The 12,205-nt window shown below is 71.6% G+C and carries 11 protein-coding genes; 8 read left to right on the top strand and 3 right to left on the bottom strand.

Features of this window, described 5'->3' with window-relative positions:
- Positions 1 to 32: 32 nt before the first annotated feature.
- Together JHE00_RS01790 and JHE00_RS01785 are read left to right on the top strand one after the other, a co-directional pair.
- The gene (locus JHE00_RS01790) at positions 33 to 1,019 is read left to right on the top strand and encodes an ATP-binding cassette domain-containing protein (protein ID WP_200315753.1); all 987 of its coding nucleotides are present in this window, start codon (positions 33 to 35) and stop codon (positions 1,017 to 1,019) included.
- Entirely contained in the window at positions 1,016 to 1,765 is a 750-nt protein-coding gene (locus JHE00_RS01785) for an ABC transporter permease (RefSeq protein WP_200314059.1), read from the top strand. The genes JHE00_RS01790 and JHE00_RS01785 overlap by 4 nt, the downstream gene beginning before the upstream one ends.
- A gap of 57 nt (positions 1,766 to 1,822) precedes the next feature.
- On the opposite strand, the gene dinB is transcribed toward JHE00_RS01785, so the two are convergent.
- The gene (gene dinB, locus JHE00_RS01780) at positions 1,823 to 3,019 is read right to left on the bottom strand and encodes a DNA polymerase IV (RefSeq protein ID WP_200314056.1); all 1,197 of its coding nucleotides are present in this window, start codon (positions 3,017 to 3,019) and stop codon (positions 1,823 to 1,825) included.
- 136 nt (positions 3,020 to 3,155) lie between these two features.
- On the opposite strand from dinB, the gene JHE00_RS01775 reads away from it, so the two are divergent.
- Positions 3,156 to 3,710: a putative immunity protein gene (locus JHE00_RS01775; protein ID WP_200314054.1), complete on the top strand. Its 555-nt coding sequence runs from the start codon at positions 3,156 to 3,158 to the stop codon at positions 3,708 to 3,710.
- A gap of 19 nt (positions 3,711 to 3,729) precedes the next feature.
- Here JHE00_RS01775 and JHE00_RS01770 read toward each other — a convergent pair whose 3' ends face one another.
- Complete coding sequence (locus JHE00_RS01770; RefSeq protein ID WP_307831776.1) at positions 3,730 to 4,518, bottom strand: enoyl-CoA hydratase; 789 nt, start codon at positions 4,516 to 4,518, stop codon at positions 3,730 to 3,732.
- A gap of 69 nt (positions 4,519 to 4,587) precedes the next feature.
- Between JHE00_RS01770 and JHE00_RS01765 the strand changes: the two genes are divergently transcribed.
- Positions 4,588 to 6,891, top strand: coding sequence for a molybdopterin-dependent oxidoreductase (locus JHE00_RS01765; RefSeq protein ID WP_200314052.1), 2,304 nt, complete (start codon positions 4,588 to 4,590; stop codon positions 6,889 to 6,891).
- A gap of 4 nt (positions 6,892 to 6,895) precedes the next feature.
- Here JHE00_RS01765 and JHE00_RS01760 read toward each other — a convergent pair whose 3' ends face one another.
- The gene (locus tag JHE00_RS01760) at positions 6,896 to 7,762 is read right to left on the bottom strand and encodes an SDR family NAD(P)-dependent oxidoreductase (RefSeq protein WP_307831775.1); all 867 of its coding nucleotides are present in this window, start codon (positions 7,760 to 7,762) and stop codon (positions 6,896 to 6,898) included.
- Positions 7,763 to 7,899: 137 nt separating this feature from the next.
- Here JHE00_RS01760 and JHE00_RS01755 point away from each other — a divergent pair, with 137 nt between their 5' ends.
- From JHE00_RS01755 to JHE00_RS01740, 4 genes are all read left to right on the top strand, one after another.
- Positions 7,900 to 8,487, top strand: a complete 588-nt coding sequence (locus JHE00_RS01755) for a TetR/AcrR family transcriptional regulator (RefSeq protein ID WP_200314048.1) — start codon at positions 7,900 to 7,902, stop codon at positions 8,485 to 8,487.
- 71 nt (positions 8,488 to 8,558) lie between these two features.
- Complete coding sequence (locus JHE00_RS01750; RefSeq protein ID WP_372440339.1) at positions 8,559 to 9,587, top strand: fatty acid desaturase family protein; 1,029 nt, start codon at positions 8,559 to 8,561, stop codon at positions 9,585 to 9,587.
- A gap of 167 nt (positions 9,588 to 9,754) precedes the next feature.
- Complete coding sequence (locus tag JHE00_RS01745) at positions 9,755 to 11,125, top strand: hemolysin family protein (RefSeq protein WP_200314045.1); 1,371 nt, start codon at positions 9,755 to 9,757, stop codon at positions 11,123 to 11,125.
- The gene (locus JHE00_RS01740) at positions 11,122 to 12,129 is read left to right on the top strand and encodes a hemolysin family protein (protein ID WP_307831774.1); all 1,008 of its coding nucleotides are present in this window, start codon (positions 11,122 to 11,124) and stop codon (positions 12,127 to 12,129) included. The genes JHE00_RS01745 and JHE00_RS01740 overlap by 4 nt, the downstream gene beginning before the upstream one ends.
- Positions 12,130 to 12,205 lie beyond the last annotated feature (76 nt).

Here is a 12,205-nt window from a genome sequence, read left to right as displayed (position 1 = left end):
TGAACTCTAGCTTAGGTGTCATGACCTCAACCATGATCCGCACCCGCGGACTGACCAGGCATTTCACCGTCAAGCGGCAGACGGTCGAGGCGGTGAAGGGGCTCGACCTCTCCGTCGCCGAGGGCGAGCTCGTGGCCCTGCTCGGCCCGAACGGCGCCGGGAAGTCCACGACGCTGCGGATGCTCACCACCCTGCTGCGGCCGACCTCCGGCACCGCCGAGGTCGCGGGCCACGACGTGATCCGCGATCCGCGCGGGGTGCGCAACCGCATCGGCTACATCGGGCAGGGCAACGGCGCGGGACACAGCCAGCGCGCTCGCGACGAGCTGATCAGCCAGGGCCGCGCGTACGGGATGAGCGTGCGCGCGGCGCGCAGCAGGGCCGCCGAGCTCGTCGCATCGCTCGATCTGGAGGCGGTCGCCGACCGGGTGGTGTCGACGCTGTCCGGAGGACAGCGCAGGCGCCTCGACATCGCGATGGGCCTGATCCACGCGCCTGAGCTGTTGTTCCTCGACGAGCCCTCGACCGGACTCGACCCGCAGAACCGCGCGAACCTCGCCGAGCACATCCGGCGGTTGCGGGCCGAGCGCGGCACCACGATGGTGCTCACCACCCACTACCTGGAGGAGGCCGACCAGCTGGCGGAGCGGGTGGTGGTGATCGACCACGGCCGGATCATCGCCGACGACACCCCGGCGCGGCTCAAGTCCGCGCACGCGGGCGACCGGATCGTCCTCGAGTTCGACCACGACGACGAGGCGCGGCGCGCGCAGGCCCGCGGGCTCGGCATCGCGGAGGGCGCCGTGGCCGTGCGCGAGGGCAACCGGCTCGAACTGCGGCTCGACGGCGGCGCCCGGCTGGCGCCCAAGCTGCTGCGGAGCTTCGACGAGGCCCACCTGCCGGTTGCCTCCGTCGAGGTCGCGAGGCCGACGCTCGACGACGTCTTCCTGAACCTCACCGGCCGGAGCCTGCGCGAAGAGGGCACCGGTACCGCCGACGCCGAGGAGAGTGCGGCATGACCACCTTCGTCAGCGACACCACGACGGTGTTCAGCCGGGAGCTGCGGCCCGTGCTGCGCGACCCGTTCTCCGTGATCTTCTCGATGCTGCAGCCGTTGCTGTTCCTCGCGCTGTTCGCCCCGCTGCTGCCCGACACCGGCGGGGGTTCGGCGTTGCAGTGGTTCGTGCCGGGCATCGTGGTGATGTCGTGTCTGTTCGGCACGTCGGCGACCGGCGCGAACCTGCTGTTCGAGATCCAGACCGGCTCGCACGAGCGGATGCTGGTCTCGCCGCTGCGCAGGCCCGCGCTGATCGTGGGCCGGGCGCTCAAGGAGATCGTGCCGATGCTGGTGCAGGCCGCGGTCATCGTGCTGATCACCCTGCCGTTCGGCTTCACGCTCCACGTCGGCGGCGCGCTGCTGGCGCTGGTGGTCCTCGCGCTGTTCTCCGTCGGGCTGGGCTCGCTGTCGTACACGCTGGCGCTCGCGGCCCGTAACAAGGAGTGGATGTTCTGGGCCGTGCAGCAGACACTGCTGTTCCCGCTATTACTGCTCGCCGGGATCCTGCTGCCGATCGACAACGCGCCGGGCTGGCTGCGCACCGCCTCGCAGCTCAACCCGCTCACCTATGTCGTGGACGCCGTGCGGGTCCTGTTCAACGGCGAGGTGTTCTCGGCGACGGTGGGCTACGGCGTGCTGGCGGCGTTCGCGGTCGGCGCGGTGGGGCTCGGGATCGGAGTGCGGGCGATGCGCCGCACCACGGCCTGAGAACTACCCGGCCACTGTCCTGGCGCCTCGCCGCGCATCACTGTCGATGGCGGGGCGCTAGTCGGGCAGCAAGGGCACGGAGATGCCGGGGTCGCGGCCCAGCAACGTCGCCCTGGTGACCGCGGCCGAGCCGAACCGGTCGCGCACGGTGTCCAATGTGGAGTCCAGCGCGCTGCCGGAGCGCTCGTCGAAGGGCAGCGCGAGCTGGACGGCGCCGTCGTTGTCCAGATTGGTCAGTGCGAGCCCGATCAGGGTCAGGCCCTCGCGTTCGATCGTCGGCAGCGCCGCGGCCAGCAGGATCCGCGCGGTGCCCAGGATGGTCTCGGTGTGGTCGGTGGCCTCGGCGATGGTGTGGGAGCGGGTGACGCGGGTGAAGTCGCCGAAGCGCAGGCGCAGTACCACGGTGCGGCACACCCGGTGGGCGGCGCGCAGCCGCCGGGCGAGCTTGTCGGCAAGCCCGGCCACCATCGCGTCGAGCTCCCCCGGCGAGCGTTGCCTGCGCCCGAGCGCGCGCTGCGCGCCCATCGACCGGCGGCGTCGGCCCACCTGCACCGGCCGGGGGTCGCGGTTGTGGGCCAGCGCGTGCAGATGCCGCCCCGACGCCTTGCCCAGCATCGCCACCAGCGAGGTCTCGTCGAGCCGGGCGACCTGGCCGACCGTGGTGATTCCACGCGTTCGCAGCTTCTCGGCCGTGACCCGCCCGACGCCCCAGAGCCGTTCAACGGGCAGCGGGTGCAGGAAGTCGAGTTCGCCGTCGTGCGGCACCACGAGCAGGCCATCGGGCTTGGCGACACCGCTGGCGACCTTGGCGAGGAACTTGGTCCTGGCCACCCCCACCGTGATGGGCAGCCTGACCTGCTCGGCGACATCGGCCCGCAGGGTCCGCGCGATCTCGGTGGGCGTGCCGGCGATGCGGCGCAGGCCGCCGACGTCGAGGAACGCCTCGTCGATCGAGAGGCCCTCCACGAGCGGTGTCGTCTGACCGAACACCTCGAAGACCGCCTTGCTCGCCGCGGAGTAGGCCGCCATGCGCGGCGGCACGACGATCGCCTGCGGGCACAGCCTGCGCGCGAGTCCCCCGCCCATCGCGGTGCGCACCCCGCACGCCTTGGCCTCGTAACTGGCGGCGAGGACCACGCCGCCGCCCACGATCACCGGCCTGCCGCGCAGGCGCGGGTCGTCGCGCTGCTCGACCGACGCGTAGAACGCGTCCAGATCGGCGTGCAGGATGGGGCCCTCGTTCGACACGAACATATGTTCGCATGGCCCACCGACACGAACCGGGAAGAGCGGGACGCGGGAGCCGGCCGCGGTTTGAGACTTCGACGTGGTTCTCCAGCGGCGATCGCGCGCAGGTTTGCACCGGTCGTTCAGCGATAGCGTCAATGTCATGGCAACCGACGACGACCTCTACATCGAGCTGACCCTGACCGAGCTGCGGGCGGTCGCGGGCTACGCGCTGGCATGCGCGCGGCCCGCGGTGGCGCTCTTCGACCGCGACTACCCGGACGACCCTCGACCCAGGGCCGTACTCGACGAGGCCGCCGCGTTCGCCGAGGGAGGCCGCCGTACCAAGGCCCTCCGGGTGACCGCGCTGGACGCACACCGATCGGCCCGCACCGCCAGGGACGAGCACCGGTGGGCCGCGGCCGAGGCGGCGCGCGCAGCAGGGCACGCGGGAGCGGCGGGATATCTGCACCCGCTGGCGAAAGCCACCCAGGTGCTGCACATCCTCGGCTCCGCGGGCAACGCCGCGAGGGCGTTCGAACTCGACGCTGGCGGCGACCCCGCGATCGGTGCGGCCCACCTGGACCGTGCCCGCGACCTGGCCGATGCCACCGTGGTGAGCGTCCTGCACCGGTACCCGGCCGCGCCGGGTGGCGGAGGCCGGGTGGGCGAGCTCGTGCGCACGCTCGACATCGCGCTGCGGTCCGACGGTCGCTGACGCGGCCTGAGGACTTGCCTCAGGACTTGCGGAACCTGGCGACGACCTCCTGGATCGCGGGGCCGGTCGCCGAGGAGGCCTGCGCCCAGGACTCGAATTCGAGCGAGGCGTCGAACCCGCCGGTGCGCGCGACGCCCACGGCGGCCTTGATGTCGCGCACCAGCGCCGGGTCGAGCCCGGCCCACCGCGCCGCGGTCTCGTGCGCCGTGGCCAGCGGATCGTCGGCCATCTGGAGCGCGAGCCCCTGCCGGACGGCCTGCTCGCCGTCCAGTGCGCCACCGTCGAGCAGCAGCGCGAGCGCCTGCTGCGGGCCGAGCGCGTCGACGAGGAACCACGTGCAGCCGCCGCCGGGATGCAGTCCGATCTTCGAGAACGTCGCCGCGAACGACGCACGCGGTCCCGCGATGCGGACGTCGCAGGCCATCGCCAGGTTGAGCCCGGCGCCCACGGCCGCGCCCTGCACGGCGGCGACCGTCGGGATGCTGAGCCCGCGCAGGCGCAGGAAGCTGTCGTACACGCGGTGCAGGTGGGTCCGCAGGTCCGCCACCGAGCGTCCCGCCGCCTCACCGAAGAGGGCGGGCAGGTCGGCGCCCGCGCAGAAGGACTTGCCCTCACCGGTGACGACGAGGGTTCTCGCGTCGGCGTCGTCGGCGACGGTCGAGATCGCCTCGCCCAGCTCCCGGCACATCTGCTCGTCGAGGCAGTTGCGCCGCTCGGGGTCGGTCAGGGTGAGGGTCCACCGGCCGGCGTCGTTGTCCAGTGCCACCTTGCTCATCACGTGCTCACTCTCCGTCCGCGTGCCGCTCACGCCCCCCGAGTATCAAGATCGACGGGCCGTTCGGCAAAGGCCCGGTCCGCTCGGGGCTATCGTGGCCCGATGTCCGGCAGCACGGGGACCTGGCGCAGCACCACGTCGCACTGGGGCGCCTACCGAGCCCGCACCACCGAAGCCGGCGAGCTGGAGATCGCGCCCCATCCGCTGGACGCGAACCCGTCGCCGCTGCTCGGCAACGTGGCGGGCAGCGTCCGGCACGCCACGCGCGTGCGCGCTCCCGCCGTGCGGCGAGGCTGGCTGGACCACGGACCCGGCCGCGGTGAGGGCCGCGGTCGCGAGGAGTTCGTCGAGGTCTCGTGGGACACCGCCCTCGACCTGGTTGCGGGCGAGCTCGACCGGGTTCGGCGCGAGCACGGCAACGAGGCGATCTTCGGCGGCTCCTACGGCTGGGGCAGCGCTGGCCGCTTCCACCACACCCAGAGCCAGCTGCACCGGCTGCTCAACCTCGCGGGCGGCTACACCGCGTCCCGGGGCACCTACAGCCACGGCACGTCGACGGTGCTGCTGCCGCACGTGCTCGGCGACGCGGCGACCGTGCTCTACCGCGCCGACACGTGGGACACCATCGCCAGGCACACCGACCTGGTGGTGGCCTTCGGCGGGCTCGCGCTCAAGAACGTCTCGGTGACGCCGGGGGGCACCACCGGGCACGCCACCGCGACGGCGCTGCACGCGCTGGCCGGGTCCGGAGTGGAGCTGGCCGTGGTGACGCCGCTGGGCTCCGACGTGCCCGCGGCGCCCAACGCGCGCTGGCTGCCCGTCGCGCCCGCCTCGGACGTCGCGCTGATGCTGGGGCTGGCGCACACGCTGCTCACCGAGAACCTGCACGACTCCACGTTCCTCGACAGCCACTGCACGGGCTTCGACACCGTCGCGGAGTACCTGCTCGGCAGCGACGGAACTGTGAAGGGCGCGGAGTGGGCCGCCGAGCGCTGCGGCCTGCCCGCCGACGAGATCCGCACGCTGGCGCGCCGGATGGCCTCCGGCCGGACGCTGGTGACGGTGTCGTGGTCGCTGCAGCGCACCCGCCACGGCGAGCAGCCGGTGTGGGCCGGAGTGCTGCTGGCCGCCATGCTCGGTCAGATCGGACTGCCGGGCGGCGGCTTCGGCCACGGCTACGGCTCGATCGGCCACGTCGGCGAGGACGGACCGCTGCTGCCGCTGCCGACCCTGCCGCAGGGACACAACCCCGTGCCGGCGTTCATCCCGGTGGCCAGGATCGCCGACGCCCTGCTGCACCCCGGCCGGTCCTACGACTTCGACGGCGCCGCACTCACCTATCCGGATCTGCGGCTCGTGTACTGGGCTGGCGGCAACCCGTTCCACCACCACCAGGACCTCGCCAGGCTCCGGCGCGCGTTCGAAAGGCCCGACACGGTGGTGGTGCACGAGACACATTGGACGGCCACCGCCCGGCACGCCGACATCGTGCTGCCCGCCACGACCACACTCGAACGCGAGGACCTCGGCTCCGGCCGCCGCGACACGCATGTGATCGCGATGCACCGCGTGCTGGAACCCTTCGCCGACGCACGCGACGACTACGCGATCCTCACCGGCGTCGCCGAGCGCCTCGGTCTCGGACAGCGGTTCACGGAGGGCCGCACGCCCCGGGAGTGGCTCGCGCACCTCTACGGCGAGTGGCGCGACCGGCTCGCCGATAGCGGGCACGAGGCTCCGGACTTCGACCGGTTCTGGGCCGACGGCGAATGGCGCCTGCCGGCCGAGCGCGAGCATCCGACTCCCTTCGCCGAGTTCCGCGCGGATCCCGAACGCACGCCACTGAACACGCCGAGCGGCCGCGTCGAGCTGTTCTCCCCTGCCGTGGCCGGGTTCGGCTACGCGGACTGCCCCGGCCACCCCACGTGGCTGGAGCCGGAGTCCGATGAGGACCATCCACTGTGGCTCATCGCCAACCAGCCGGGGACGCGGCTGCACGGCCAGGGCGACGTCGGAGCGACGAGCCAGGGCGCCAAGATCGGAGGCAGGGAGCCCATCACACTGCATCCGGCCGACGCCGCCGAGCGCGGCGTCGGCGAGGGCGACGTCGTCCGGGTGTTCACCGACCGGGGCGCGTGCCTGGCAGGCGCGCGGCTCGACGACGGGCTGCGGCGCGGCGTGGTGGTGCTGGCCACCGGCGCGTGGTTCGCCCCCGTGGAGGACCCGCGCAGGCCCGGCGGCACGCTGTGCGCGCACGGCAACCCGAACGTGCTCATCGCGGACGTCCCGACGTCGCGGCTGGCGCAGGGCTGCGCCGCCCAGCACACACGCGTGCAGGTGGAGCGCTTCGACGGGCCACTGCCCGCCGTGGATTCCCTGCGCCCGCCGCCGATCGCGACGGCGTGAGCCGTCACACCTCCGGCAGCAGCATCCGCCGTCCGGCCGCGATTCCGCCGTCGACCGGCAACGAGACGCCGGTGAGATAGCCGAACTCGTCGGCCGCCAGCGCCAGCACACCGGCCGCGATCTGATCAGGTGTGGCGACGGACTTGAGCCCGTCGACGTTCAGCTCCCCGAGCGCGACCTTGGCCCGTTCCCACGTCGCGTCGTCCAGGTCGGGCGGGCGGATCATCGCCGTGTCGGTGATGCCGGGCAGGATCGCGTTCACGCGCACGCCATGCCTGCCGTACTCCAGCGCGGCGGACTTCACGAGCGCTTGGACGGCCTGTTTGCTGGCCTGGTACAGCGACAGGTCGGGGCGGCCGACGAGGGCGCCGACGGATGAGTTGACGATGATGTGCCCGCCACCGCGCTCGATCAGATGCGGCAGCTGATGACGCATCGCGAGGAAGACACCGCGCGCGTTGGTGTTCATGAGGTCGTCCCACTGCTCCAGGGTGGTCTCGTGCAGCGGAGCCGAGTACTGGATGCCGGCGTTGTTGAACGCGATGTCGAGCCCGTCGTGGCGGCGCACGGCCCCATCGACGAACCGCTGCACCGAGCGGGGATCGCGGACGTCGGCGTGGGTATAGACCGCCTGTCCCCCGGCTTCGCGCACGACGCGTTCGACGTGCCTGCCGAGGTGCCGGCGCCTGCCGCAGAACGCGACTGTGGCCCCTTCGGCGGCGAAGGCGCGCACAGTGGCCTCGCCGATGCCCGAGGTGCCTCCGGTGACGAGCACGACCTTGCCCTGGAACCGGCCACCGGCACTTCCGGTGCGGCCCTGCTGGGCCGACGCCCGCCGCGGCAGCGCCGTCAGAGTCGCGATCGCTCCCACCCCGGCCGCCCCGCCTAGAACCGTGCGTCTCCTGTGTTCGAGCAACTCGGCCTCCCTTAACGCAACTATTGGTCGCTTTAACCTCTACCGGAATCTCCGAACAGCTGCAACGACGAGTTGCGTTAGGGTCTGCGCTCATGGTGCGAGCAACGCGCCCGGGCGGGCGCAGCGCGAAGGTCGGGGCCTCCGTGCAGGCCGCGGCGCTGGCCGAACTCGTCGCGTCCGGCTACCACGGCCTGACTCTCGACGCGGTCGCCCACCGGGCCGGAGTGCACAAGACGACCGTCTACCGCCGCTGGGGCACCCGGGAAGCACTGCTCCACGACGCGATGCGCGCCCGCGCGCAGGCGGCGGTCCCCATTCCCGACACCGGCTCCCTCCGGGACGACCTGCTCGCGCTGGCTCGCGCGGCGATCGCGAACCTGGCCACCCCCGAGGTCCAGGCCGTCGTCCGCACGGTGGCGGCACTGGCGCCGCACGACGCGACCGTCGCCGCGGCGAGCCGCGCGTTCTGGGCAGAGCGGCTCGCCGTCGATGGCGAGGTCGTCGAACGGGCCGTGGCCAGGGGCGAGATCGCCGCGGTCGAACCCCGCGAGGTGATCGAGGCCGTGCTCGGGCCGCCGTACTTCCGCGTGCTGGTCACCGGCGAGCCGGTGACCGACGAGTTCCTGAGCGCCACGACGGACCGCGTCGTCGCAGGGCTGCGCGGCGCGGAGCGGGGGTAGGGCTGACCCCCGGCTCGATTCGGGTGCACCCGGGATTACCGCGCGAAAGTGCGATGAGCAGACTCTGTCAGGTGAGCATCGACGACATCGCGCGGCCCGAGGGCCGCGCCCAGCGGGGCGGCGACTACGCGCGCCTGTCCCAGCGGATCTCGGAAGCCGGACTCCTGCGTCGCAGACCCGGGTACTACGTTGTGCGCTTCGCCACTGTCGGCGGGCTCTTCGCAGGGGCGTGGGTGGCCTTCTTCGCGCTCGGCGACTCGTGGTGGCAGCTGCTGCTCGCCGCCGCGCTCGCCGTCCTGTTCGGACAGGTCGCCCTACTCGCCCACGACCTCGCCCACCGCCAGGTGTCCCGCCGCCGAGGGGCGACGGAGCTCGCCGGCCTGCTCGTGGGCAACCTCGGCATCGGGCTGAGCTACGGCTGGTGGATGGACAAGCACACCCGCCACCACGCCAACCCGAACCACGAGGAGCTCGACCCCGACGTCTCGCCCGACCTCCTCGTGTGGTCGCAGAACCAGGCGCGCGCGAGCTCGGGAGTAGCCCGCTTCATCGGGCGCAGGCAGGCGTGGCTGTTCTTCCCGCTGCTGACGTTGGAAGGTTTCAACCTCCATGTGTCGGGCTTCCGTGCCCTGTTCTCGGGCAACCTGAAGCGCCGGGGCCTGGAGGCGGTGCTGCTGAGCACCCACGTCGTGGCCTACCTCGCCGCGGTGTTCCTGGTGCTCTCCCCCGGCAAGGCGGTCCTGTTCATCCTCGTCCACCAAGGACTGTGGGGCGTCTACATGGGATCGATCTTCGCCCCGAACCACAAGGGAATGCCCATGTTCTCGGGCGACGCCCAGCCCGACTTCTTCCGCAAGCAGGTGCTCACCTCCCGCAACGTACTGGGCGGCCGGTTCATCGACGTGGCACTCGGCGGGCTCAACTACCAGATCGAGCACCACCTGTTCCCCGCCATGCCGTCCGTGCACCTGCGCAAAGCGCGACCGATCGTGCGTGACTACTGCGCGGAGCTCGGGGTGCCCTACCATGAGACGGGTCTGTTCGCGTCCTATCGTGAGGCGCTCAGACACATGCACGACACGGGCGCACCACTCCGCTGAGAGTTGACGCACGCCACATCCAGTGGCATGGCGGAACTTCCGGGAGGGGTTCGCTCGTGATATGAGTAGCGGACAATTCCGGCTCATCTTCCTGACGAGAGGACAATGGACCCCTCCCGAAGTACCGTCCGCGTCGCCACCACGCTCCGTAAGCTGGTGATGACGCGATGATCGTGGTCAACATTCTCCTCGGCATGCTCGTGGTTCTCCTGCTCACAGCCGCGACGGGATATTTCGTCGCGCAGGAGTTCGCCTACATGGCCGTGGACCGTTCCCGCCTCAAGGCCCGCGCCTCCGCCGGTGATTCCGGCGCCGAACGCGCTCTGACCATCACCAAACGCACGTCGTTCATGCTCTCCGGGGCACAGTTGGGCATCACCGTCACCGGCCTGCTGGTCGGCTACGTCGCCGAACCACTGATCGGTAACGGGATCGGCCAGCTGCTCGGCGGCGTCGGAGTCTCCCAGTCGGTCGGTGTCGGCATCGGCATCGCGCTGGCGCTGCTGTTCTCCACCGTGGTGCAGATGGTCTTCGGGGAGCTGTTCCCGAAGAACCTCGCCATCTCCCGTCCCGAACCGGTCGCCCGCTGGCTGGCGTGGTCGACGAACGTGTATCTCGCGGCGTTCGGCTGGCTGATCAAGCTGTTCGACGCGGCGTCGAACCTGCTGCTCAAGGCCGTGCGCATCGAACCCGTCCACGACGTCGAGCACGCGGCGACCCCGCGTGACCTCGAGCGCATCGTGGACGAGTCGCGGCGCACGGGCGACCTGCCCGACGAGCTGTCCACTTTGCTCGACCGGGTGCTCGACCTGCACGAGCGCACAGCGGAACACGCCATGATTCCCCGCCCCCGCGTCGCGACCGTGCCCGGCACGGCCACGGTCACCGAGGTCGTGGAGCGCATGGCGTCGGGGCACTCGAGGTACCCGGTTCTCGGCGACGGCATCGACGACGTGCGCGGCATCGTGTGCCTGCGCGACGTGCTGGCGCTGACGCCCGCCGAGCGCAGCACCCGCCGGGTCACCGAGATCGCGAGGGAACCGGTGATGGTGCCCTCCTCGCTGCCGCTGCGGCAGGTGCTCACGCAACTGCGGGAGGCAGGCGAGCAGATCGCGTGTGTCGTCGACGAGTACGGCGGCCTCGCCGGTGTGATCACCGTGGAGGACGTCGCCGAGGAGCTCGTGGGCGAGATCGCCGACGAGCACGACCCCGCGGGTGACGTGGCGACGCGACTGGCCGACGACAGCTGGCAGGTCGCGGGCATCGTGCACATCGACGAGGTCGAGCGCCTCATCGGGCACGACCTCCCGCACGGCGACTACGAGACCATCGGCGGCCTGGTGATCACCGAACTGGGCACGCTGCCGGAGCCGGGCGAGAGCGTGACCATCACGCTGCCCCGCAGGCCCGGCGCCGAGGACGACGAGCCCACGAGGCTGCTGTCGATGACCGTCGGCGAGGTCGACCGGCACGTGCCCGAGACGGTGCGGCTGCGGCTCGAGGAACACGAGTACAGCGCCGAGGAGGTGGACCAGTGAGCAACCTGAGTCCATGGCTCGCGATGACCATCGCCGCGGCGATCATCGCGCTCAGCGCGTTCTTCGTGGCGATCGAGTTCGCGCTCGTCGCCGCGAGGCGCTACCGGCTGGAGGACGCGGCGGAGTCGAGCCGGTCGGCACGGGCGGCGCTCGCGAGCGCGCGGGAGCTGTCGCTGCTCCTGGCGGGTTCGCAGCTTGGCATCACGCTGTGCACGCTCGGCCTGGGTGCGGTGGCCAAGCCCGCCGTGCACCAGATGCTGACCCCGGTGATGGAGAGCTGGGGCCTGCCGATGGCGACGGCGGACGTGATCGCGTTCGTGCTGTCGCTGGTTGTGGTGACGTTCCTGCACCTCGTGGTGGGCGAGATGGCTCCGAAGTCGTGGGCCATCGCGCACCCCGAGCGGTCGGCGACCATGCTGGCCGTCCCGATGCGGATCTTCATGTGGTTCACGAGACCGCTGCTGATCGCGCTGAACGGGGTGGCCAACTGGTGCCTGCACAAGGTCGGGGTCGAGGCGGTCGACGAGGTCAGCGCGGGCCGCACGCCCGATGACCTGCGCCAGCTCGTGGATCACTCGGTTCAGGCTGGCTCGCTCGACGCGCCCACGCACGAGCAGCTGTCGACGGCGCTGGATCTCGGCTCGCACCGGGTCCGCGACGTCATGGCTCCGAGGGAGGACGTCATCTCGGTGGCGCCCACGGCGACCGTGGCCGAGGTCCAGGAGGCCTCGCGCACGAGTGGCCACCTGAGGCTGGTCGTGTACGGCGGTGGCGCCGCGGCGATCGGTGTGGTCCACGTGCGGGACACGCTGGCCGAGCCCGCGGGCACGACGGCGGCCGACCTGATGCGCCCCGCGCAGACCCTGCCCGCCGACACGCCCGTGCACACGGCGTTGACGACGATGCGGGAGCGGCGCGATCACCTGGCGATCGTGCAGGACGGCGACGAGCTGCTCGGGCTGGTCACGATGCAGGACCTGCTCGACGAGCTGCTCACCGTCTAGCGCGGCGACCCGAACGCCCTGTCACACCTTCGTCGGTGTGGCGGGGCGTTCGTCGTGTACGGGGATGCCGGGATAC

The sequence above is a fragment of the Prauserella cavernicola genome (assembly GCF_016595675.1).
Taxonomy (GTDB): domain Bacteria; phylum Actinomycetota; class Actinomycetes; order Mycobacteriales; family Pseudonocardiaceae; genus Prauserella_A; species Prauserella_A cavernicola.
Note: the sequence above shows the minus strand (reverse complement) of the source record. Positions and strands in the feature narration are given on the sequence as shown.